Below are 23356 nucleotides of genomic sequence, written 5' to 3' on the forward strand. Positions count from 1 at the left end.
CATATCCAACTGCTCCGACGCCGACGCATCTTTGCGTAACCGGCCTGTTTGATCTCATGTGCCCTGCAAATCGGCACAGACCTCACCAAAATTGTTGACGAACAGGGCCTTCGTGTATCACTCACGAGGCTCATACTACCTGAAAAGGATGATCCCATGATCCCGTCCGTTCTGCCGACCTATAACCGCGCGCCCCTGACATTCGTGAAGGGCGAAGGCGCCTGGCTGACCGAGGCGGATGGCCGACGTTTTCTGGACCTCGGCGCAGGCATCGCCGTGAACGCGCTGGGCCATGCCCATCCGGCGCTGGTGGCCGCCCTGACGGAACAGGCCCATGCGCTGTGGCATGTCTCGAACCTGTACAACATTCCTCAGCAACAGGCGTTGGCCGACAAGCTGGTGGAACACAGTTTTGCCGATACGGTTTTCTTCACGAACTCCGGCACGGAATCCTGCGAACTGGCCGTGAAAATGGCGCGCAAGTATTTCTATGACAAGGATCAGCCCGAGCGGGTCGAAATCATCACTTTCGACGGTTCCTTCCACGGCCGGTCGTCAGCCGGCATCGCCGCTGCTGGGTCCGAGAAAATGACCAAGGGGTTCGGCCCTCTGCTGCCGGGTTTCGTGCATGTGGCCTTCGGCGATCTCGACGGCGTGACTGACGCCATCACCGAGAATACCGCAGCCATCCTGATCGAACCGATACAGGGCGAAGGCGGTATTCGCCCGGTGCCTGACGCCGAACTCAAGGCGCTGCGCCAGGTCTGCGACGACAATGATCTGCTGCTGATCCTTGATGAAGTCCAGTGCGGCGTTGGCCGGACAGGCAAGCTCTTTGTCCATGAATGGGCTGGGATCACCCCTGATATCATGATGGTCGCCAAGGGCATCGGCGGGGGCTTCCCGCTGGGCGCAGTCCTGGCCACCGAAGACGCGGCCAGCGGCATGACAGCAGGCACCCATGGTTCGACCTATGGCGGCAACCCGCTGGGCTGCGCGGTGGGCTGCGCGGTGATCGATCATGTGGCAACACCCGCCTTTTTGGAAAGCGTCAACCGCAAGGCGGGCCTGCTGCGCCAAAAGCTCGAAGCCCTGATCGCAGATCACCCCGACGTGTTCGAAGAGGTGCGCGGATCAGGCCTGATGCTCGGCCTCAAGTGCAAGCCTGCCAATATCGACGTGGTCAATGCAGGTTATGACAACCTCGTCATCACCGTTCCCGCCGCCGACAACGTGATCCGCCTGTTGCCGCCTCTCACTCTGACCGAGGACGATATCGCTCAGGCCATGATCCGCCTCGACAAGGCGGCCCGGCAGATCGAGACCCAACTCCAAACCGCCTGATTTTCATCTTTTCCCAAATACTCCGGGGGTCCGGGGGCAGCGCCCCCGGCAACCGACAGCCAGGAAACGAACCGACATGAACCATTTTCTCGACATCCACAAAACCGATGCTACCGCGCTTCGGTCCATGATCGATCAGGCGGGCGCGATGAAACAGGCGCGTCTGGGCCGTCCCAAGGCCGCCCCTGATGACGAACAACCGCTGAAAGACCGCATGGTCGCGCTGATCTTCGAAAAGCCCTCGACCCGGACGCGCGTGTCCTTTGATGTGGGCGTGCGCCAGATGGGCGGCCAGACCATGGTGCTGTCGGGCAAGGACATGCAGCTGGGTCACGGCGAAACCATTGCCGATACTGCCCGCGTGCTGTCGCGCTACGTCGACATGATCATGATCCGCACCTTTGATGAAACCATCCTGACCGAAATGGCCGAATATTCCGACGTGCCCGTCATCAACGGTCTGACCGACCGCACCCATCCCTGCCAGATCATGGCCGATGTTTTGACGTTCGAGGAACACCGTGGCCCTATCGCGGGCAAGAAAGTGGTCTGGACCGGCGACGGCAACAACGTCTGCGCCTCGTTCCTGCACGCCGCCGGTCAATTCGGATTCGATCTGACCTTCACCGGCCCCGCTCAGCTTGACCCGGAAGAGGAGTTCATGGGGTTTGCCCGCCAGAAAGGTTCGAAAATCGTGATCGAAAGGGATCCGCACAAAGCGGTGGAAGGCGCGGACCTCGTCGTCGCGGACACCTGGGTTTCGATGCATGATTCCCAGTCGGCCAAAGAGCGCCGCCACAACATGCTGCGTCCATATCAGGTCAATGCTGAACTCATGTCGCATGCCAAACCGGATGCGCTGTTCATGCATTGCCTGCCGGCCCACCGCGAGGAAGAAGCGACCTCCGAGGTCATGGACGGCCCGAACTCGGTCATTTTTGATGAGGCCGAAAACCGTCTGCATGCACAAAAGGCGGTGATGCGCTGGTGCCTGGGCGTCTAAGGGCGTCGACGGATATCCCACACTTTCAATTTGGCGAGCGTGCTTGCGCTCGCCAAGAGGACCAGTGCGCAAAGCGCTGTTTTGGTTACGATCTCCATCGTGCCTTCGATCAGCATGGCGTGAACAAGGCTGCCGACAATCGTCACCCCGGCCAGTGCGGTGTGGCTCAGCCGCCAAAAACGAAAACGCAGGCGCAGACGTTTGCGGAAGACCCCTAACAGGGCCACCCCGAAAGCGGTCCACATGGCAATGACACCCCAGGCCGAGAACGGCGTTGGCGATGCGAACAACAATGCATCCACCACATCCGGCGGGCTGGTAAGCCACAACCCCGCGACATGGACAACAATCGCCAGCACAAGGGTCAGGCCGATCCAGCGGTGAATGTGGCGGCTCATCACTGCGGACAGGCCCGGAAGGTATCTTCCGGCCAGAAGCGGTTGCAGCAGCAGTAGGCCCAAGCTCAGAATTCCGGCAAACCCGGCGAGGATATAGGCTGGATCGCGCCAGGCAAGATACGGGCTGCCTGCCGCAGCAATCAGGGGAACGGCAAGGGCGGCGATCAGGGTCGCCCAAATGGCACCGGTTCGGATCACCGGGATCAGAGCGGTTGCAACACGAAATGCGCAGCCAGTGCCTTGTCTTTGGAACTGGACATCACAGGCCGCAGAAACACGGTTTCGAACGCGCCGCTGTCATAGGCCAGATGCCCGTGCGGTTGACCGAATGCAGGAACGATCTGCGGCATTTCCAGGCGGAATTCACCCTTTTCATCCGTCAAGGTCGCTCCATGGCTTTGCGGGTCACGCTCGTGCCCTTCTGTGGTATGGGCCCAGATCTGTATGCGCTGGCCGGGCAGGGGGGCGCCATTGCCCGCCCGTCGTACGGTGCCGGTCATCCAGAACCCGCCGCCACCAATCCGGTCCACGATTGGCGCGCCGGGGCGATAGTTGTTCGATCCGCCCCGCATCGAAGGCGTCGGCGCAATCCCGGCTGCGCGGGCAGGCACCAAAAGCCCTGTGGCGCCGGTCGCCAAAACGGCAACACCTTGGGTGATCAGGGAACGGCGGGACAGCAACGCATCTGTCATCGAGAAACCTCCAATACGCTATCCAATCTTGTCAGTCTGCGGCTTCCTTCTGAAACATAGCATGTTTCGTTCAAAATCCGAGGCCGTGCGCGGTTGGATCCCCGCGTCCTCACGGTTCTGTGAGTGATTCCGGGTCGTCGAAACGAATCTCTTTGACCTCTGGCGGTGCCTGGTGCGATGCTCGGGGCCACCGAACCACATCGGGATGATTATTCCATGACGACAGCAGATATGGTCACACAGGAAGACGTTGCCGCCTTCCAACGCGATGGTGCTGTTGTTCTGCGGTCGAAATTCTCATCCGACTGGTTGTCATTGCTGCGCGCAGGTATCGACGCCGACCTTGACACGCCGACGGATAATTTCACCCGTCATACCAAGGATCCGAACGCCCCGGGCTATTACGAAGACTACTGGGCCTGGAACAAAATCCCGCAATTCAACGAATTCGTTCACAAGTCGCCCTGCGCTCCGCTTGCCGCCGGGTTGCTGGGGGCGCCATCCATCAACCTTGTCATGGACAACTGGTTCCTGCGCGAGGCCGGCTCGACCTCGCGCCCGCCCTTCCATCAGGACCTGTCTTACTTCGACTTCGAAGGCGCGATGTGTGTCCTTTGGCTGCCGCTGGAACCCGTGACCAAGGAAAACGGCATCGCATTCGTGAAGGGTTCACACCTATGGGACAAGCTGTTCATGCGGGTGCGGTTTGTCGATGGACATCCCAGCTATGAGCCTACCGAAGTCGCCGGGCTGACCTATCATCCGCCACCCGATGTCAATGCCGACCCAGGCGCGTATGAGTTGCTGCAATGGGATCTGGAGCTTGGGGATTGTATCTTTTTCGACATGCGAACGCTGCATGGCGGGTTGTCCTCGACCACGCCGTCGGAAACGGTGCGGCGCTTCACCCTTCGCATGACGGCACCTGATGGTGTCATCCGGTATCGCGGCGACTGGGCCAAGGACGAGCGTGCGCAGTTCGAGGCGGCAGGTTATGGCGAGGGGGATCGGATTGACGGGCCGTTTTTCCCGCAACTCTGGCCGCGTTGATCGGAACGGCGCCGCACTTAATCTGTGCGATTGTGCACTTTATGGGCTGCTTCGCGTGGCTATTTCTTACCTGAGTGAACGCGGGTGGCCTGACCATCCGCAACGAAGGGAGAGCTGAAATGAGTTGGAACCCGACACACAATCCGGAGTGCATTTCGGAGAATCCGGCGCTGGACACATTAATCATCCCGCGTGCCCGTGACCTGGGAGGGTTCGAGGTGCGCCGCGCGCTGCCTTCGGTAAAACGACAGTTGGTAGGCCCTTTCATATTTTTCGATCAAATGGGGCCGGCTGAATTCATCACCGAAGGCGGCATCGACGTGCGCCCCCACCCCCATATCGGACTGGGCACGGTTACCTATCTGTACCAGGGCGAATTCGAGCACCGTGACAGCCTTGGCACACATCAGATGATCTATCCCGGCGAGGTCAACTGGATGGTTGCAGGGCGTGGTGTCACCCATTCCGAGCGTACCAGTGACGAAACACGCGGCAGGAAACACAGCCTGTTCGGCATTCAGACCTGGATTGCTTTGCCCGAAGCGCATGAGGATATGGCCCCAGATTTCGAACATCACAAACAGGCCGCGTTGCCGCATATTCAGGATGCAGGCGTCAGCGCCCGGTTGATCCTGGGTTCGGCTTATGGTGAAACCAGCCCGGTCACGATGCTGTCCGAAACCTTCTATCTCGACGTGCAATTGGAACCCGGCGCGTCTTTCCCTCTGCCTGACGACCACGAAGATCGCGGTGTCTATGTTACGCAAGGTTCGGTCGAAATCGCGGGCGACAGGTTTGACGAGGGCCGCATGATGGTGTTCCGGCCCGGGGACAAGCTGTCTGTCAAGGCCAGCGCATTGGGCGCACGGCTGATGCTGCTGGGCGGAGCGACCCTGAATGAAGACCGCTACATCTGGTGGAATTTCGTTTCGTCTTCGAAGGAAAAAATCGAAACCGCAACCCGTGAGTGGAAAAGCGCCGATTGGGCCAATGGTGCATTTCAACTGCCTCCGGGCGACGATCAGGAATTTATCCCTATTTCCAAAGAGCTTGAGCGCACCAAACCCCGGCTGGCCCGCTAGCGCGCGACGTCGGGGGCAAGCGGGCTTGTGTCACAGGACGTTTGCGGTGATCCTTTTCGGGTGTACCGGAGGGGGTATCATGAATCTTGTCCTTGCAGGCGCGGGCAGCATTGGCTGTTACTGTGGTGCTTTGCTGGCCCGTGCGGGCCACGCTGTAACCCTGCTGGGTCGCGCCCATGTGCTGGACCCGATCCGAGAGCACGGGCTGAAGGTCACTGACTTTGATGGCCTTGACGTCACGATTCCGACCGGGGGCCTGACGCTCAGCGAAGATCCGGCCTGTCTGGATCAGGCCGAACTGGTCATCGTCACCGTCAAATCGGGTGCAACCGCAGACATGGCCGAGCAAATTGAGCGCTTTACGCGGCAGGATGCCCCGATCCTGTCCTGGCAAAACGGTATCGAAGCTGCCGCAACATTGCGTGAGGCCTTGCCGGGGCGCGATGTGCGTGCGGGTATGGTTCCGTTCAACGTGGTGCCAAACGGCCCTGCCACCTATCATCGGGCCACGTCCGGAGAGATCGTCATCCAAAGCGGCACCGGTGATCTGGCCGCGCAGCTGAGCAGCGCAGACCTTCCCGTAAAGTCCAGCGACCAGATCGAAGCCGTGCAATGGGGCAAGCTGGTGATCAACCTGAACAATGCGCTCAATGCCTTGTCGGGCCTCACGTTGGTGGATCAGCTGATGAACCGCGACTGGCGCAATCTCATGGCGGATCAGATGTCCGAGGCGCTGACCGTCCTCAAGGCGGCGGGTCATCCCGTGGCCTCGACCACACCGCTTCCGGCATGGATGACCCCGCATATTCTGCGGCTGCCGACACCGCTGTTCACCCGCATCGCGGCCCGGATGCTGACAATCGACCCCAGCGCGCGAACGTCCATGGCCTATGACCTCATGGCCGAGCGGCAAACGGAAATTGACAGCCTGCAAGGTCACATCATCCGGATGGGTCACGAAACCGGAGTGCCGACACCCATCTGCACGCAGGTGTCCGACCTGATCAAACATGCACCCGATCACCCGTTGTCGCCGGAACAGATCAGGCTCTGACGGTCTCCCTCAGGCGAACGCGGTCAACACCCAGTAAATGACGGCCGACATGGTTGCGGCGGCGGGCACGGTGACTACCCACGCGGCCACGATGGTCATGAAATGCGACCGCCGTACCAGCTTGCGACGGCGGTATTCTTCCGGGGCAAGGTGATGTTCTGTGCGTTGACGCTTTCCCCGTTTGCGCCGGCGCTCGGAATCCCACTCGCGGTAGAAGCCGACGCCAAAGACTGCACCAACGGCGATATGGGTCGAACTGACCGGCAGGCCCAGCCAACTGGCCAGAATCACGGTGATCGCCGCCGACAGGGCGACGCAAAAGGCGCGTATCGGGTTCAGCTTGGTGATCTGGCGGCCCACCATCCGGATCAGCCTGGGGCCGAACAGGAACAGACCGAAGGAAATCCCGAACGCTCCGATGATCATCACCCAAAGCGGGATGGAAACCGTTGCGGCGAACTCTTCGAATTCAGCCGCGTGAACAATCGCGGCCAACGGGCCGACCGCATTGGCCACGTCATTTGCGCCGTGGGCGAAACTCAGGAACGTGGCCGAGATCACAAGCGGCAGGCCAAACAGCGTTTTCAGAGACCGGGTCCGGTTTTCCATTCTTTCTGATTTGCGTTTGACCCACGGGACGGTCACGGACCAGGCCAGAAGCCCCACAGACAACCCGATCAGCAAAGCCATCTCCAGATCAATTGTCACGATCCGCTTCAGCCCTTTGACGGACATATATGTGGAAAAGGCCCCAGCCATCACCGCCAAAAGGATTGGCACCCATTTGCGCGCGGCTGCAATCTTGTCGTCCTGATGCTGGATCTTTGACCTGATCAGCGCCAGAAAAGCCGCCGCAACCGCACCCCCGAGTATCGGCGAAATCACCCAGCTGGCTGCAATTGCGCTCATCGTGCCCCAGCTCACCGCGCTCAGGCCCGCTGCTGCAATGCCCGCACCCATCACCCCGCCCACGACTGAATGCGTTGTGGACACAGGGGCGCCAATCCAGGTCGCCAGGTTGACCCACATGGCCGAAGATATCAGCGCTGCCATCATGGCCCAGATGAACACCTCGCTGTTTTGCACCGAGGCGGGATCGACAATCCCCTTTGAGATGGTCGAGACCACGTCACCCCCCGCAAGCAACGCACCTGCGCTTTCGGCGATGGCGGCAATCACGATGGCGCCGCCCATGGTCAGCACATTCGCGCCGACCGCTGGCCCCATGTTGTTGGCCACGTCATTGGCACCGACATTGATCGCCATATAGGCCCCGAACGCGGCCGCCGCGACCACGACATGGCTGCCATCCGCCTGACCGAACAGGACCGCCGCCGTCAGCCCGGCAAGCGCCATGAAGGCCAGTGCGACCCCCGGTGCCAGCAGGTGGCGCGCGACATGGATGTTGGCGGTTTCGACCCGCGAAATTCGGTGCAGGTCGCTGTCCAACGTTTGCCAGCGTGGTTTCGGATTCGTGTCAGACATGAACTTGGTCAGATATTGTAGGATCGTGCGCCACTAACGGTATCCGGATGCTCAGGCAAGCTGGGTGCCATCGAAATGTTGCGAATTCCTTACAGTCTGCGCAACAAGGCCTGAAGCTCGGGCTCTTGCACCAGAGTGGCCGCTTCAACCGGCGAAAACCAGCTGCGCTCGCGCTGATCGGCCTCGGGAAAGTCATCCGCCAGCGCGCGCACCGAAATCCTGTAGACATTGGTCAATACCGGTTGCGCTGATCCGTTTTTGAGGATCTTGTCATAGGTGAATTGGCCGACGGGTTCATCGTGAACTGCATCCGCGCGCACTCCGGCCTCTTCCCAGGCCTCCTGAAGGGCTGTTTCCGCGCCACTCAAACCATCGATGGGCCAGCCTTTCGGGATGATCCAGCGTTTGGTGTCACGGCTGGTGATCAGCAGAACCTGATCGTGCCCGTCATAAACGCGGGTGCATAACGCCGCAAACTGCACCCGTCGGGGGCGCAGGAACAGCGGTCGCCCGACCTCTTCCCAGATATTTTGCAGCCATGCATTCATCAGTTTTTTGTCAGTCTACTCTATGCCTTCAAAGTTGATACGACTTAACAACGGAAATGGTGAGTTTCAATTAAACCTTCCAGTTTTGGCCGGGTTTGGCCGATTCTTGAGGGTTTTCTGGGTTGTTTTGTGGATTTTGGGCAAGGCTCGGGCTTTGCTGACGGCTCTAGTCACGTCTGCGTTTTGCCCTCAGCGTGGGATCAGCCTGGGTCGGGTCTTCGGGCCAGGGGTGTTTGGGGTATTGCGCCCTCATGTCCTTGCGTACATCCGCGTAAGAGCCCGCCCAGAAACCGGGCAGGTCACGCGTTATCTGGATCGGGCGCTGCGCCGGTGACAGCAGAGTGATCTTCAACGGCTGGCCGCCGATCGCCGGGTGTCGGGTCACGCCAAACACTTCCTGCAAACGGACCGAGATTTCCGGTACGGCCGCGCTGTAATCAATTGGCACCTTGCGCCCCAGCGGCGTTTCAAATGACCCCGGAGCGCGCCGGTCCAGTTCCTGCGTCTGCGCCCAGTCCAGCCGGGCGCGCAGGGCGGGCAAAAGATCGAATTTCTTCCAGTCTTCGGCGCTTTTGACCCCTGACAGCATGGGCAGCAACCAGTCTTCCATATCGGCCATCAGGCCTGCGACCGAAAAATCGGGCAGATCGACGCCATCGGCGCGCACCAGTTCGACACGGGCGGCCAGGCGCACGGCGGCACCCTCCAGCCGCAGGCCCAGATCGCGTATCCCATCCAGCATCGCGCGGGCCACGGCGTCGTCCGGGACGTCCTTCCAGATGCGGTCGTCCAATGTGATCGCACCGAACCGCTCTTGCCGCCGCGACACGACGCGCCGCTCGCGTTTGGACCAGGCGCAGGTCTCGACCCAGCCGATCTGATCCGCGAACAGATCGCGGATGTCGCGTTCCGAAATCTGGGTGGCCATCCGGACCTTCGCCTCGCGCGGGTTGCCATCCGTGTCGATGACGACCAGAAACGGAGCGTTGGCCAGTGAATCCGCACTGTCCAGAACAACGCCTTTCCCCCCTGACAGCACATAGCGCGGCGCGTCGCCCTTGCGCCGCTGTCCGATGCGGTCAGGATAGGCCAGCCCGGCCATGGCGGCGGGGCTCAGATCGACCGAGTCGCCCTTGGCCTGTTTCCGCAGCCGTCTGGTTTCGGCATTGATCCGATCCACTGCGCCCATGTTGACCTGCCAGACCCTGTTGCGCTGAAAGGCCCGGGGATCGCGCAGCGCCTCTTGCCGCAGGGTGATATCCACCGGCGCGCCGCGAAGGGGGTCACGCTCGGCCATCAAGGCTGCCAACAGGGCGGCGTTCGGACCGGCCCGCACAAGCATGTGCCCCAGCCGGGGATGCAAGGGCAGTGCCGCCAGGGCGCGCCCATGATCGGTGATCCGCCCATTGGTATCGAGTGCGCCCAGCATTGACAGCAAAGCCCGCGCCTCGGCCATCGTCCCCTCGGGAGGTGGAGTCAGAAAGGCCAGATCGGCCGCGTCAGCGCCCCACAGGGACAGCTCCAGCGCCAGCCCGGTCAGATCCGCCGCTTCGATCTCGGCAGGCGGGTAGGCGGCCAGCGCACCGTCTTCCCCCTTCGACCAGAGCCGGTAACACACCCCTTCGGCCACCCGTCCGGCCCGGCCCGCGCGCTGTGTGGCCTCGGCCCGGGTCACCCGTTCGGTCACCAGCCGGGACATGCCCGATCCCGGATCGAACCGAGCCCGCCGGGCCTGTCCCATATCCACCACGACCTTGATGTCGGGGATCGTCAGCGAGGTTTCGGCAATCGACGTCGCCAGCACGACTTTGCGCCCTTGTTCCACCGGGGCAATCGCGGCACGCTGGGCCGCAAAGGGCATGGCTCCGAATAACGGGCGCACCACGCAACTGTCGGGCAACCGACCGTTCAAAAGGCTTTCAGCGCGTCGGATCTCACCCTCTCCCGGCAGGAAAACCAGAATTCCGCCGCCGGACTTCCGGGTCTCACGCTCGGCCTGCACCACCAGATCGATCAACGCATCCAACCGTCGCGCTTGCGGCCCCAATGGCCGATCCAGCCAGCGCGTCTCAACCGGAAAGCTGCGCCCGTCCGATGTGACCAGAGGGGCCGCCATCAACGCGCCGACCGGATCCGCATCCAGCGTGGCTGACATGGCCAGCAGGATCAGATCGTCCCGCAATGCGTCGGTCACTTCGAGGCACAAGGCCAGCCCCAGATCGGCGTTCAGAGACCGTTCGTGGAATTCATCGAAAATCACTGCGCCAATTCCCGGCAGATCCGGGTTGGATTGCAGCATCCGGGTCAGGATGCCTTCGGTCACCACCTCGATCCGGGTGTCTTTCGACATTTTCGCCTCGCCGCGCACACGGTATCCCACGGTCTGCCCTGCGCGCTCTCCCAGGGTCTCGGCCATCCGCTCGGCCGCGGCCCGGGCCGCCAGCCGCCGGGGCTCCAGCATCACGATCCTGCCTTCGCACAAACCCGCCTCGAGCATTGCCAGGGGAACCCGCGTGGTCTTGCCCGCCCCCGGTGGGGCCTGCAATACCGCGCGGCCCTGCGCGCACAATCTGTGCAGCAGTTCGGGAATGGCGTCGTCGATGGGCAGGCGTATCGTCATCCGGTTCTTATCCGCGATCATGCTGGTGTCGTCCAGTTCTCGCGCCGCGCACGTTCTGGTGACACCGGGGCGGCAGAATCAACCCTGAACGGCCAAGCAACGCACGAATTGACGCAGCTTTCGCTTTGATCGCATTTCCGGAGACCTGCGGTCTGGACAAACGCCCCCCGAGCGCGGCAACTATTCCTGCCTCTAGGATCGGGACAAGAATGCAGACAGACAGCCTCAGCGACAGGATTTTGAAGGGCGAGCGCCGGGCGCTGGCCCGCGCGATCACTCTGGTGGAAAGCAATCGCGCCGATCATCGTGCACAGGCCAGCGAGCTGTTGGCCCAGCTCGCAGGATCGGGGCGTCAGGCGCTCCGGATCGGTTTGTCGGGTACGCCCGGGGTGGGCAAGTCCACCTTCATTGAAAGCTTTGGCATGATGCTGACGGGGCAGGGGCTGCGTGTCGCGGTTCTGGCAGTCGATCCCAGCTCTGCCCGTTCGGGGGGCTCGATTCTGGGGGACAAAACCCGGATGGAACGCCTGAGCCGCGAGAAGAACGCCTTTATTCGCCCCTCCCCCAGCCAGAGCCATCTCGGCGGCGTTGCCCGACGGACCCGCGAGGCCATCGCCCTGTGCGAGGCCGCAGGCTATGACGTGGTGCTGATTGAAACCGTGGGCGTCGGGCAGTCTGAAACGGTGGTGTCCGAATTGTCGGACCTGTTCCTGTTGCTGTTGGCCCCGGCGGGTGGGGACGAATTGCAGGGTGTCAAACGTGGCATCATGGAGATGGCCGATATCATCCTGATCAACAAGGCGGATGGCGACCTGAAGGCCACGGCGACCCGGACATGCGCAGACTATGCCGGCGCGTTGCGATTGCTGCGCAAGCGCCCGCAGGATCCCGAAGGTTTCCCCAAGGCAATGACCGTTTCAGCGGTCGAAGAACAGGGGCTGGAGCAAGCCTGGGACGAGATGCAATCCCTGACCCGGTGGCGCCGCGACAACGGTATCTGGGAAGCCAACCGGGCCGCCCAGGCGCGATACTGGTTCGATCAGGAAGTCCGCCATGCCCTTCTGGCTCGGCTCGACACGCCGCAGGCCAAGGCTGAGATGGAACGCCTGAACGCTGAAGTCTCGGCCGGGCGTCTGAACCCGGCCCGCGCGGCCGAAGAACTGCTTGGCACACTGAGCTGACGGGGTGAAAGGGGGCAAGGTTTCGAAGGCGGGCGCAAAATGAAAGAATTCGTTCGGTCCGTCTTGACGCTTCCTGCGATTCCCACTACACGCATCCAACCAGTTTTCGGGCGCGACTTCGGGTTGTGCCCCTTGTGATTTGGCCGAGGGCTTTGTGCCCGGCCTCCAGAAACAAAGGAAGAAACCATGTCGCGCCGTTGCGAACTGACCGGAAAAGGCCCGATGACTGGCAACAATGTCAGCCATGCCAAAAACAGAACTCGTCGTCGTTTCCTGCCGAACCTGAATGACGTTACCCTGCAGTCCGAGACCCTGGGCCGCGGCGTCAAGCTGCGCATCTCGGCAGCCGCCCTGCGTTCGGTTGACCACCGCGGTGGTCTGGACGCATTCCTGGCCAAAGCCAAGGATGAAGAACTGTCGGCGAACGCGCTGAAAGTGAAGAAGGAAATCGCCAAGGCGCAAGCCACGGCCTAAGCCTTTTCGCTTACGGTATTTCAGGCCCTGCACCTCTGAGGTGCGGGGCTTTTTTGTTTTGAGACGCCCGCTGCTGCCCTGCTTTGTTTTCAAATTCGAAATTATTTCTCGCCATTGGTGAATTGCTTCACATACGGAAAGCCGAATCTGACCTATCGTCACTGTCATTCATCAGGCGGGGGCCTCACTATGACGTTAAAAAGTTTCTACCTTTTCCTGTTTCTGGCCGCGGTTTTTCGCAAAGCAATTTCGGCTTGTACGCGGATGCAGCGCAGGGTGAATCGTTCCCACACCAGCTTCAATACAAGCAAGGTGAAACGACCGGGAATTGATTACTGAAACCAGCTTCAAGCGCGACCCTTTGGCGCTTGAAGCTACTTTGCTGACTGACCTATACCCGGGTCAGGATGAGACCTGCCATAACACGATTCCTGCCTTATGCTCTGTCCCTGCTTTTGGTTCTGACCGGGCAGGGCCTTGCTGTGTCCCGCGGCATGGACAGGGCCGTGGGTCAGATGGTGTTGTGCACAGGCACCGGTCCGGTCGTTGTCTATATGGACGAAGACGGACAGCCCACCGCGCCACCGCATTACTGCCCGGATTACGCGCTGTCCCTGATGGGCGCGGTCGCCATTGCCCAGCCGCCCATGCCTATGGCACCAGAGCAGGCGCAGTTAGCGCCGCTGCGACATCTGGTCAATCAAATCGCCTTGCCGGTCCCCGGCACCCCGGCGCGCGCGCCGCCTGTACGTGTTTGAAGACACTACTTTTTCAAACCTACAATACAGGAGAGGCACGATGTCCCTCAAAACTACTCTGTTTGCAACCCTGGCCGCCGTGACCCTGGCCATGCCCGCTGTTGCCGAAGGCACTATCAAAGTTGATGACGCCTTTGCCCGGTCGTCGGGAAAGACCGCCAAGGCAGGTGCCGCGTTCATGATGATCCAGAATCTGGGCGATGCGGACGACCGTCTGGTCGGCGTGACGTCGGATGCCGCTGCTCGGGTTGAACTGCACACGCACAAAGTCGACGACAATGGCGTGGCCAAGATGGTGCATGTCGAGGAAGGTTTTGCCATTCCGGCAGGCGATACCCACATGCTGAAACGCGGCGGCGACCATGTGATGTTCATGGGGCTGACCGAACCGTTCGAGCAGGACGCCATGGTTCCGGTGACGCTGATCTTTGAAAAGGCTGGCGAGGTTGAGATCGAAATCCCGGTCGATCTGGAGCGTCAGGACATGGGTGGGCACGGATCTCATTCGAACTAGGGCAACGCCTGTCTTCGGGCCGCGCTGCGGCCGTCATCCATGCGTCAGGCCGGGCATTGCCCGGCCTGTTGTTCCTGCGGCCGCCGCTGGTGCTATTTGTTGACGTTTTTCATACCGACGCGGTCACCGGCCTGGCGGAATCGGGATGCCAGCCAGAACATGACCGCGGCGATGGCCAGTGCCGAAAAGGCGATGCCCCATCCAAGTGCAACAAGCGCGACCGCTGGCCAGATCATCAAAACAAGCCCGACCACAAGCGCGACAAAACCCGAGACGCGCATGGAGCCGCGTTGAGGGTCTCTCTCGTGCATTTGCCCGGATGCCGCCAGCGAACCGATCCCGATAATCAGCGCCCAGGCGCCCATGAGGAAAAAGGCCAGTTTGACCGTCCCTTCCGGCCAGATCAGCAGGACAAGCCCGATCAGAAGCGCACCGATTGCAGCGCCGCCCATTACCCCGCGACGCCCAACGCCCAAAAGCGTCAGGCCACCATCGAGGATCAGCAGCACACCAACCAGCCGCAGCAGCAACGCGATGCTGCCAGACGGCCAGAACAGCGCTGCAATACCGACAAGCCCGGCCAATACTCCGCGCAGCAGAAAGGTCCACCACAGGCTGGAAAGCTGCTCTCCCAGCATGTCGCGCCCGGCCATGCTGCCTTCATCCAGAATTTCACCGGTCCGGGGGTCCTGATCCGTCATGTCTTGTCCTCCAGTCGTTTCGGGGGCATTCTAACCGAATTAAGCGAGTGTTGTCTGTACTTTAACTATGCGGCGCAAGCAGGTGCCCGACCCATTGCGGAACTGTCTGGGTCGCTTTGCCGACAACTCTTTCATCAAACCCGGATGCGCCCGGCGACGGTTCCAGATTGATCTCGATCGTCCGAGCGCCCGCCGCTTGTGCCTCGTGCACGAACGCTGCTGCCGGATAAACCTGACCCGAGGTGCCAATGGCGGCAAAAAGCCACGCGCTGCTCAGGTGGTCATAAATCTCGTCCATGAAATAGGGCATTTCACCAAACCAGACCACATCGGGCCGGGCCGTGGGCCGCGCACAGGCGGGGCAGGATTCCCCAACCGCCATTTCGGGCGGGGCGGTCCAGCGATGGCCACAGGCTGAACACAGCGCGCCCGCCAAAGTTCCGTGCATGTGGATGACATCCTTTGCGCCGCCCGCCTCGTGCAGGCTGTCCACGTTCTGGGTCACGATCACGACGTCTCCGGGCCAGTCCCGTTGGAGCCGGGCCAGTGCTTCATGAGCGGCATTGGGTTGAACTTCGGAGGCCTGAACCCGCCGCGCATTGTAAAACCCTTGAACCAGTGCGGGATCGCGGGCGAATCCTTCCGGCGTGGCGACATCCTCGATGCGGTGCTGGGCCCACAATCCACCCTCATCGCGAAAGGTGCTCAACCCGCTCTCGGCTGATATTCCGGCCCCGGTCAGAATCACGATCTTTTCCATTTCTCCTCCGCGCGGTACAGCATGGTGCATGTCACACCGTATCCTTTTTGTCTGCCTGGGCAATATCTGCCGCTCGCCTGCGGCAGAGGGCGTTTTTCGCGCCCGCGCGCCACATCACGTAACCGATAGTGCCGGAACCATGGGCTGGCATGCGGGAAAACCGCCCTATGGCCCAATGCAGGCAGCTGCGAAGGTCAGGGGAATCGATCTGGGCGACCTGCGCGCGCGTCAGTTCACCGCTGCCGATTTCGACCGCTTCGACCTGATCCTGGGCATGGACGCCAACAACATCGCGGATATCGAGAATCTGCGCCCCGCCGGCAGTGACACCCCGGTGCGCCTGCTGACCGATTTCGCCCCTGAGGCCGGCGCGGATCATGTGCCTGACCCCTATTACACACGGGATTTCGATGGCGCGCTGGACCTGATCGAGGCAGCGGTTGACGGCCTTGCTGCCCATCTGGACAGTTAACCGCCGATCACCCGCAGCGATCCGCTCAGCCAGGGCAGTTTGGCCAAAGCCGGGTCAACGATCTGGTTCTGCATCAGACGCCGTGTCATGCCCGCGACCTCCTGCGGCACCTGATCGGACCAGCCCGTTCGCGCCAGCAATGATATGCTGCGCGAGAAATCCCCGAACGGGGCAGGGTGGGCCTCCAGCCCGTCATGAAAACGCGCTGCGCGCATGAAGCCCAGCGGCGTCGTGATCGCCCAACCCAGACCCCGTGCAACCATGGCCATAAGCGCCATGTGCGAGCCGATCTCGAACCGTTCCTCGAACTCCTGCGCGCCGCGCGCCATATGCGCCTCGATCTGCCGGCTGATCAGCTGCTCGCGGGCATAGCGCAGATATGGCAGGCTGTTCTGCACAGCCTCCACTCCGCCCGCCCCCTGAGGCGCAACCAGAATGAACGGATCCCGGACCAGAGGGTACTCGACCACCCCTTCCAGCACTTCTCCGCTATGGGCGGTGACGGCCATATGCAGGCGTTGTTCGGCCAAGGCCTCGAACAGATCGAGGCTCGACAAGGTGATCAGTTTGAAATTCGATCGGGTCAGACTGTCCGCCAGCAGCGTGGCCAGCCGTGGGGTCAGGTCATTGTCGAAGTCGTCGATCAATCCGATGGAGAGCGTGGTCAGATGCCCCAGATCCATGACCGACAATTCGCTTTGTGCCATTTGCAGCTCGGCCAGAACCGCCTCGGCCCGCACCAGAAAACTGCGCCCGGCCTGCGTCAGGCGCATCGGTCGGCGCCCGTGATCGACCAGTTCGGTGCCCAGAGCCTTTTCCAGATTGCGCAACTGTTGGGAAACGGATGGCTGGCTGAGCCCCGTGATCTCGGCGGCCTGTGCCACCGATCCCGTCCGCGCCAAAGCCTCGAACACCTCAAGGCCCCGCAGGGTCAGCCCTTTCATCACCATAAGATACACCTTTCGCTGCGCCTTTCTGGGGCGCAGCGTGGATCAGGTCAAGGTTTCAGAGGGGCTTAGCTGCAGATCGCCTGCGCCATCTGGCCAAAGTTCTGATACCGGTCCCACAGCGCATCGTCGCGCGCGGTCTGCGACATCTTCAACTCCTGCGCCTGATGGGGGTCGGTGAACCATTTGGCCACGGTTTTCTGATCGCTGCGGGTAAGCGCCTGATCCGCCACGCGCTGGATGCAACTGCACCGATCCCGCGTCGCCGCCGACCGGTCCGACGCCAGACACGCCCGCTTGATCTGCGCCGCATCCGCAACCGGAGCCACCGCCGTCAGCGATGCCGCACAAAATGCGATTAAGAGGAACTGTTTCATACTCGAGCCTCGTTTTTGCCTGCCCGGAGGTGTCTTGCGCCCCTCTCGGTCTGCGGCGGAGTATGAATCAAATGGGCGCGCGGATCAATCATACGTTGCGAAAAAGTGAATGTCTGGGTTTTGGGTAGCGGATTTGGTCTCCAATCGGGTTCACTTATTACCGATTTCTTCGACTTCTGTGCGCTTCAGTAATTCTTTAGCGGCCTGAGCAGGTTTCAATTGATTGGTTATCAACCCGCCTACGGTAGCGCCGACAAGTGGTAGACCAAGCATGGCTCCAATTGCAGTGGACCCTAAAACAATGCTGGTTGGGACTGTTGCTTCTGCGACGTTTTCTGGAGATGAGTAGTGCGCCAGTTTGATAAACAAGACATCTTTGTAGTTGCGTAACCACAGTGCAATTCGCCCTGCGCTGTCTTCATTTAATTCATCCTCTGTAATCGGCAGAGCATTTACCAATTCCGAGAGAGTGCTTTCGAGGTAATCCGCGAACTCAACAACTTCTTCGCGCAATCTTGGTTCGAGGGTATTTAAGCCTCTTACCCGTTCACGGAAGTATTCGATCTGTTCAATCAAGCTAACCGCTGAAACGGCAATGGCATCGCGATTGGCCCTGATAGATGACACCAAGGTCGATGATCGTGAAACTTGACTAGCGGTTTGATCCAAAGAACTCCCCACTATCTGCTGAGGCAGTTCAATGCGTGAGGTTTCTGTTGCAATAGCTTCCGGCCCTTGTAGCCAGATAGAATTATCAATCAAAGCGACCCTACGCTGTAACTCCCAGTCCAGAGGGTTGCCATTCAGCATTCCCTTGTACCACTCTGCCCAAAATTCCCAAGGAGTCCCCGTAGCGTTGTCGAAGAATTGTTGCGACAAGCCAGCGTGTGTTTCAGGTACCTCACCATGCCAAAGCTTGGTGGCGAATACTTGTTCGGTATCCTCAGGTGCGACGGTGAGTGCGGCAGTATCGGCTGTTCGCTCTTTTAGACCTTCGCCGTGATAGGCAGTGAGGTGAGTAGGAAGACTTGAGATAATAATGTCGACTTCGTTGGTGGCAATACGGATGGCGTTAGAAGCGATACTGGCGCTTTTAGGAAGGATGTTGAGTATTCTTCCGGTGTCGGCGGCTGAAATGTATCTGGAGTTTAAATGTGCATTGAGAGCATTGACCTCCGCACTAGGTCTCGTCCCTTCGAGCCCGGAAACAACACATGCTCTTAGACATAACAGTAGAAACTGTTGAAAGTCTGTTCTATCGCTGCCTTGCTCAAAGAACCCGAAGATGTATGGGAGCCATTGTAGTGCCACCCGTGCCGCAACTGTCTTGATCGCAGCGGGCGGCAGGGTTGGCAGTTTTTCATGCAACTCTTGCCCATAGCCGTAATCGATCACACGTACTCCCCATCAGTTTGATCGTTTCAATCTGCAACAACGTGGTTTAGCGGACAAGGCACCGAAACTCTGTCGCGTTTCTATTGACCAATCCACGATTCCTCTACATATCCCCAACCCATGACAGACCTCGCTCATATCCGCAATTTCTCCATCGTCGCGCATATCGACCATGGCAAATCCACCCTTGCTGACCGGCTCATCCAAGAGACCGGAACGGTGAAGGATCGCGACATGAAGGAACAGCTGCTCGACAGCATGGATATCGAGCGCGAACGTGGCATCACCATCAAGGCCAACACGGTTCGCATCGACTATACCGCCGACAATGGCGAGCAATACGTGCTGAACCTGATCGACACGCCCGGTCATGTTGATTTCGCCTACGAAGTTTCGCGGTCCATGCGCGCGGTCGAGGGCTCTCTGCTGGTGGTCGACTCGACCCAAGGGGTCGAGGCGCAGACGCTGGCGAATGTCTATCAGGCCATCGACGCTGATCATGAGATCGTGCCGGTGCTCAACAAGATCGACCTGCCCGCGTCCGACTGTGACCGCGTGGCCGAACAGATCGAAGATGTGATCGGCATCGACGCAACCGACGCCATTCAGGTTTCCGCCAAAACGGGGCAGGGCATCCACGAAACTCTGGAAGCAATCGTACAGCACCTGCCCGCACCGAAGGGCAATCTGGACGCGCCTCTCAAGGCGATGCTGGTGGATTCGTGGTACGACGCCTATCTGGGCGTCATCGTTCTGGTCCGCATCATGGACGGCACGTTGAAAAAGGGGATGCGGGTCAAGTTCATGTCAAACAACACCCTGCACCATGTCGACCGTGTCGGCGTCTTCCGCCCCGAGATGCAGATGGTCGACTCGCTTGGCCCCGGCGAGATCGGATTCCTGACCGCATCCATCAAACAGGTCCGCGACACCCGCGTAGGTGACACCATCACCAATGACCGCAACGGGACCGAAGTCGCACTGCCGGGCTTCAAACCCGCGCAGCCGGTGGTGTTCTGCGGTCTGTTCCCAGTGGACAGCGCCGAATTCGAAGACCTGCGCGATGCAATCGACAAACTGGCGCTCAACGATGCCAGCTTCAGCTTTGAAATGGAAACTTCGGCCGCGCTTGGCTTTGGCTTCCGCTGCGGTTTCCTGGGCCTGCTGCATCTTGAGGTCATCCGCGACCGCATCGAACGCGAATACGATATCGAGCTCATCACCACCGCGCCGTCGGTGATCTATCACGTCTACATGAAAGACGGCGAGATGATCGAGCTGCACAACCCCGCCGACATGCCCGACCCCTCGAAGGTCGACCATATCGAGGAGCCGCGCATCAAGGCGACCATCCTTGTGCCGGATGAATACCTGGGTGACGTGCTGAAACTGTGTCAGGACCGCCGCGGCATCCAGATGGACCTGACCTATGCCGGCTCCCGCGCCATGGTTGTCTATGACCTGCCGCTGAACGAGGTCGTCTTTGACTTCTACGACCGCCTGAAATCGGTGACCAAGGGCTATGCCTCGTTCGACTATCAGATGACCGGCTATACCGAGGACAATCTGGTCAAGATGTCGGTGCTGGTGAATGACGAACCGGTCGATGCGCTGTCGACCATGGTTCACCGCGACCGGGCCGAGATGCGGGGCCGGGCGATGTGCGAAAAGCTCAAGGACCTGATCCCGCGCCACATGTTCAAAATCCCGATCCAGGCCGCCATCGGAGGCAAGGTCATCGCCCGCGAAACTCTCTCGGCCCTGCGCAAGGACGTGACCGCCAAATGCTACGGAGGCGACGCCACGCGGAAACGCAAACTGCTGGACAAGCAGAAAGCGGGTAAGAAGAAGATGCGCCAGTTCGGGAAGGTTGATATCCCGCAGGAGGCGTTTATTTCTGCGCTGAAGATGGACAGCTGAGGCTGTCCGTTTTGAACAGTCACTGACAGGCTTGCTTTTTGGGTTCGAGCTTGATGCCACCAGGTCAGGTCGCGGCTCGAACCAAGTGGGATTCGCAGTCCGTCAGGCCGAATTCGCTGTAATCAATTGGCTTGGAAAAGTTCAGGCGCCTCAACTGCCTGTCTGCAATTCGAACCGGCCTGATGTTGGAATCGTCATGCACGATGAAGGCGCCAGAAGGCAAGAGAGCGTGAAGCGCCAAAACCTCTCTGAGGTGCGTGTCCTTGGCTCCGTCCAAGTGCAGAAAATCGATTTTCGCATCAGGATGTCTCAGGGCGTATGCCGGAGCTTCGATCAGAGAGTTTCCTTTTATCAGCTCAACCCGGTCGGGAAACTTGTACCTTAGCCAGTTGAATGCGGCAGGCACATATATGTCCACGCGGGCCCAACGGCGGTTCAATCTCTGGCAAATATCCACGCCGACGCACTTGAGTTCAGGGTTGGCCATGAGCGCCAACAACATGCTGTGGCCTGCATTCACGCCTATTTCAAACAGACGTGTCGAGCGTCGGGCCAATTCAAAGAAATTTCTTCGTTTGGGTTCGAACCTTTCAATAAATGGCAGTGTTTGAAAATCCTGCGCGCGGTGTTCGTAGAACAGATTGCCATTCAGCGCAGGTGGTTCACCCACTTGTTCAAGCGAATGTGCGACATACTGATTGAGGTCGCGCAAGTTTTCGTTCCACTGTGCTGAGGACAAGAGATCGTCATAATCTGAAGGATGGAAGTTGGAAGACACAGTACTTTTCCTCGAAACCCTTTAGTTCCATTACACGCGAGGTTTTCGTTAAACTGGTGAAGCGATGGAAAGTAAACCTTTGAAGCGAAAACAAGTATTCTCGTTTTGTGGGCCTAAAGTGAGTTCCGTCAGTAACGTATAAGCACGAATGCCCGCCTTTGGGATGACCTTCCTGCGTCAACCACAGGGTTCACCTTCGAAAAACCGGGCGGCGCGTTTGCGCCCCCGGGGCTCCGCCCGTTCGCGGCTAAATTCGTCCACTGGACGAATTCCGAGACGCCGCTCATCCCCTCGGGTCGGCGCGGCCCTCGGTTCTACCCGACCCCCCCAATTTCTGAAATCCAGCCAAAAGTGCTAGACTCCCCGCATTCCAAACAGATTTTTCAAAGGGGGAAGTGTTATGGACCCGCAATTGCGTTCCGAGATTTCGATGCGCCGTCTTGACCATTATTACGACATCATGCGCACCTCGATCTTTGCCTATGTCGCCATCGCCGCGGTCATTGGGTTTGGGGCCGAAGGAGTTGCTCTGCCGCTGATCGTGCTGGTGCTTGTGATCACCACCTATGGTGTTCTGGCGGGCAAGACCGCGCTGGAAGATGTTGAAAACCTGCGCGGCGACATGACCGAGGAGTTTGCGCAGACCAGCTTTGCCCAAGGATTGAAGGCGCGTAACCTGAAAGGGCTGATCCTGACGTCGAATGTGTTGCTGGGTCTGATTGGGCTGTCCGAACTCATCGCAATCGTGTTCTGACCGAAGTCTGTGATCAACCTCACAGCTTCAACTTCGCCCACCTGCTAAAGTTGACGCGACGGCAACCTCGGCAGGAGGCCCTTATGTCCACATCGCTCATCCCTCTCATCGCCCTCGGGTCGGCGGGTCTTTATTCCGTTGCCATGATCTCGATGAAGTTCTGGTGGAAAATTCCCGGTGTTGGCCTGACCCTTCTGATTGTTGCCACGCTGCTGGCCGCCGCGACGCTGGAACTTGCCGCGCTTCGCAACGAACGGTTGGGCATCATCTATACCGGCATTCTGGGGGCCGAGGTCGTGCTGATCGCCATCGCCTCGTATTTCCTGTTTGGCGAGAACTTTTCCTATCGCGAGGGGATTGGCATCGCGCTGGTCATTGTCGGGACAGCTCTGGCCTGGGCCTGAAACTCCATTCTAAGCCCCCGCTGAACCAATCATGAAGTTTCCCTTAAGTAAGTTGCAACCCGCCCGGGCGCTCCCAATCTGTTGACCAGACAGAAGGAGAGAGCCCATGACCAGATACATGACTGCCGGAGCAGCCGCTTTGGCCACGACCCTCGCCCTTGGAACGGCCGTGCTGGCCGATACCACGCCCGACCTGCGCGGCACCTGGCTGGGGTCTTACACGACCGTTCAGCCCAGCCATTACTACAAAGGCGATCAGCCTCGGTTCAATCAGGCCGAATGGATGCTGGATGTGCAGCTTCAGGACGGCAACGTTTTCTGGGGGCACAGCAAATGGCGTCGCGATGGCGATACCGACTGGAATGAATACGAGGCCACCGGCACCATCAGCCTCGATGGGACGGGCAGCATCGGCATCGTCGAAACCTCACCTCTGCTGATCGGCGCGAATGCGTTGATCGATGCGCGGTACGAAGATGGCAAGATCTTTGCCGATTTCCGTAGCCTGCGGAACGGAACGACCTACAGCACCGTTCTGGAACGTCAGGTGAACTGAAGCGTGTCCGGCCCGGACGACTGTAGGGGGTAAGTATCGCTGCTGCAATTTTGACTGCGGCGGAGGTTAGTAGGTTGCCACGTGCGGGT

The 23356-nt window shown here is 59.9% G+C and carries 25 protein-coding genes; 14 read left to right on the top strand and 11 right to left on the bottom strand.

Going from position 1 to position 23356, the window contains the following annotated elements; all coding sequences use genetic code 11:
• The first annotated feature begins 156 nt into the window (after window positions 1-156).
• Both I9184_RS14570 and argF read left to right on the top strand, forming a co-directional pair.
• Complete coding sequence (locus I9184_RS14570; RefSeq protein WP_209834994.1) at window positions 157-1344, top strand: aspartate aminotransferase family protein; 1188 nt, start codon at window positions 157-159, stop codon at window positions 1342-1344.
• Between the two features lie 76 nt (window positions 1345-1420).
• A complete protein-coding gene (gene argF, locus I9184_RS14575) occupies window positions 1421-2347 on the top strand; it encodes an ornithine carbamoyltransferase (RefSeq protein WP_171724400.1) in 927 nt (308 codons plus the stop codon).
• Here the strand turns inward: argF and I9184_RS14580 are convergent.
• Window positions 2344-2943 carry a ferric reductase-like transmembrane domain-containing protein gene (locus I9184_RS14580; RefSeq protein ID WP_171638212.1) on the bottom strand — a complete coding sequence of 200 codons (600 nt, stop codon included), beginning with the start codon at window positions 2941-2943 and terminating at the stop codon, window positions 2344-2346. The genes argF and I9184_RS14580 overlap by 4 nt on opposite strands.
• A gap of 5 nt (window positions 2944-2948) precedes the next feature.
• Complete coding sequence (locus I9184_RS14585; RefSeq protein ID WP_209834995.1) at window positions 2949-3437, bottom strand: twin-arginine translocation pathway signal; 489 nt, start codon at window positions 3435-3437, stop codon at window positions 2949-2951.
• 216 nt (window positions 3438-3653) lie between these two features.
• Here I9184_RS14585 and I9184_RS14590 point away from each other — a divergent pair, with 216 nt between their 5' ends.
• From I9184_RS14590 to I9184_RS14600, 3 genes are all read left to right on the top strand, one after another.
• Window positions 3654-4487: a phytanoyl-CoA dioxygenase family protein gene (locus tag I9184_RS14590; protein WP_171724397.1), complete on the top strand. Its 834-nt coding sequence runs from the start codon at window positions 3654-3656 to the stop codon at window positions 4485-4487.
• A gap of 119 nt (window positions 4488-4606) precedes the next feature.
• Complete coding sequence (locus I9184_RS14595; RefSeq protein ID WP_209834997.1) at window positions 4607-5569, top strand: pirin family protein; 963 nt, start codon at window positions 4607-4609, stop codon at window positions 5567-5569.
• A 79-nt stretch (window positions 5570-5648) separates the two neighbouring features.
• Window positions 5649-6623, top strand: a complete 975-nt coding sequence (locus tag I9184_RS14600; protein WP_209546968.1) for a 2-dehydropantoate 2-reductase — start codon at window positions 5649-5651, stop codon at window positions 6621-6623.
• Window positions 6624-6632: 9 nt separating this feature from the next.
• On the opposite strand, the gene I9184_RS14605 is transcribed toward I9184_RS14600, so the two are convergent.
• From I9184_RS14605 to hrpB, 3 genes are all read right to left on the bottom strand, one after another.
• Entirely contained in the window at window positions 6633-8108 is a 1476-nt protein-coding gene (locus I9184_RS14605; RefSeq protein ID WP_209834998.1) for an inorganic phosphate transporter, read from the bottom strand.
• Window positions 8109-8197: 89 nt separating this feature from the next.
• On the bottom strand, window positions 8198-8656 hold the full coding sequence (locus tag I9184_RS14610) for an NUDIX hydrolase (RefSeq protein WP_171724395.1): 459 nt from the start codon (window positions 8654-8656) through the stop codon (window positions 8198-8200).
• A gap of 166 nt (window positions 8657-8822) precedes the next feature.
• On the bottom strand, window positions 8823-11276 hold the full coding sequence (gene hrpB, locus I9184_RS14615; RefSeq protein ID WP_209835029.1) for an ATP-dependent helicase HrpB: 2454 nt from the start codon (window positions 11274-11276) through the stop codon (window positions 8823-8825).
• Between the two features lie 209 nt (window positions 11277-11485).
• Here hrpB and meaB point away from each other — a divergent pair, with 209 nt between their 5' ends.
• The 4 genes from meaB to I9184_RS14635 all read left to right on the top strand — a co-directional run bounded on the left by meaB (window position 11486) and on the right by I9184_RS14635 (window position 14203).
• A complete protein-coding gene (gene meaB / locus I9184_RS14620; protein ID WP_171232539.1) occupies window positions 11486-12457 on the top strand; it encodes a methylmalonyl Co-A mutase-associated GTPase MeaB in 972 nt (323 codons plus the stop codon).
• A 186-nt stretch (window positions 12458-12643) separates the two neighbouring features.
• Window positions 12644-12931 carry a 50S ribosomal protein L28 gene (gene rpmB, locus I9184_RS14625; protein ID WP_050603240.1) on the top strand — a complete coding sequence of 96 codons (288 nt, stop codon included), beginning with the start codon at window positions 12644-12646 and terminating at the stop codon, window positions 12929-12931.
• Window positions 12932-13338: 407 nt separating this feature from the next.
• Entirely contained in the window at window positions 13339-13689 is a 351-nt protein-coding gene (locus I9184_RS14630) for a hypothetical protein (RefSeq protein WP_171638200.1), read from the top strand.
• A 40-nt stretch (window positions 13690-13729) separates the two neighbouring features.
• Entirely contained in the window at window positions 13730-14203 is a 474-nt protein-coding gene (locus tag I9184_RS14635; RefSeq protein WP_209834999.1) for a copper chaperone PCu(A)C, read from the top strand.
• 92 nt (window positions 14204-14295) lie between these two features.
• Here the strand turns inward: I9184_RS14635 and I9184_RS14640 are convergent, their stop codons facing one another.
• Complete coding sequence (locus I9184_RS14640) at window positions 14296-14904, bottom strand: DUF308 domain-containing protein (protein ID WP_171638196.1); 609 nt, start codon at window positions 14902-14904, stop codon at window positions 14296-14298.
• A gap of 61 nt (window positions 14905-14965) precedes the next feature.
• Complete coding sequence (locus tag I9184_RS14645; protein ID WP_171638223.1) at window positions 14966-15664, bottom strand: NAD-dependent deacylase; 699 nt, start codon at window positions 15662-15664, stop codon at window positions 14966-14968.
• Between the two features lie 28 nt (window positions 15665-15692).
• On the opposite strand from I9184_RS14645, the gene I9184_RS14650 reads away from it, so the two are divergent.
• Entirely contained in the window at window positions 15693-16136 is a 444-nt protein-coding gene (locus I9184_RS14650) for a low molecular weight protein-tyrosine-phosphatase (RefSeq protein ID WP_171638194.1), read from the top strand.
• Here I9184_RS14650 and I9184_RS14655 read toward each other — a convergent pair.
• The 3 genes from I9184_RS14655 to I9184_RS14665 all read right to left on the bottom strand — a co-directional run bounded on the left by I9184_RS14655 (window position 16133) and on the right by I9184_RS14665 (window position 18855).
• The gene (locus I9184_RS14655; protein WP_171205681.1) at window positions 16133-17086 is read right to left on the bottom strand and encodes a LysR family transcriptional regulator; all 954 of its coding nucleotides are present in this window, start codon (window positions 17084-17086) and stop codon (window positions 16133-16135) included. The genes I9184_RS14650 and I9184_RS14655 overlap by 4 nt on opposite strands.
• 65 nt (window positions 17087-17151) lie before the next feature.
• Window positions 17152-17460, bottom strand: a complete 309-nt coding sequence (locus I9184_RS14660; RefSeq protein WP_171229650.1) for a hypothetical protein — start codon at window positions 17458-17460, stop codon at window positions 17152-17154.
• Window positions 17461-17610: 150 nt separating this feature from the next.
• A complete protein-coding gene (locus I9184_RS14665; protein ID WP_209835000.1) occupies window positions 17611-18855 on the bottom strand; it encodes a hypothetical protein in 1245 nt (414 codons plus the stop codon).
• A gap of 120 nt (window positions 18856-18975) precedes the next feature.
• Between I9184_RS14665 and lepA the strand changes: the two genes are divergently transcribed.
• Complete coding sequence (gene lepA, locus I9184_RS14670) at window positions 18976-20775, top strand: translation elongation factor 4 (RefSeq protein WP_209835001.1); 1800 nt, start codon at window positions 18976-18978, stop codon at window positions 20773-20775.
• Window positions 20776-20839: 64 nt separating this feature from the next.
• Here lepA and I9184_RS20955 read toward each other — a convergent pair whose 3' ends face one another.
• Window positions 20840-21553 carry a class I SAM-dependent methyltransferase gene (locus tag I9184_RS20955; RefSeq protein ID WP_209835002.1) on the bottom strand — a complete coding sequence of 238 codons (714 nt, stop codon included), beginning with the start codon at window positions 21551-21553 and terminating at the stop codon, window positions 20840-20842.
• Between the two features lie 400 nt (window positions 21554-21953).
• On the opposite strand from I9184_RS20955, the gene I9184_RS14680 reads away from it, so the two are divergent.
• From I9184_RS14680 to I9184_RS14690, 3 genes are all read left to right on the top strand, one after another.
• On the top strand, window positions 21954-22307 hold the full coding sequence (locus tag I9184_RS14680) for a hypothetical protein (protein WP_171726738.1): 354 nt from the start codon (window positions 21954-21956) through the stop codon (window positions 22305-22307).
• Between the two features lie 83 nt (window positions 22308-22390).
• Window positions 22391-22711: a hypothetical protein gene (locus tag I9184_RS14685; protein ID WP_170345061.1), complete on the top strand. Its 321-nt coding sequence runs from the start codon at window positions 22391-22393 to the stop codon at window positions 22709-22711.
• 106 nt (window positions 22712-22817) lie between these two features.
• Window positions 22818-23267, top strand: coding sequence for a hypothetical protein (locus I9184_RS14690; protein WP_209835003.1), 450 nt, complete (start codon window positions 22818-22820; stop codon window positions 23265-23267).
• Window positions 23268-23356: the final 89 nt, after the last annotated feature.

It is taken from the genome of Ruegeria sp. HKCCE3926, assembly GCF_017872515.1.
In the GTDB taxonomy this organism is placed as follows: domain Bacteria; phylum Pseudomonadota; class Alphaproteobacteria; order Rhodobacterales; family Rhodobacteraceae; genus Ruegeria.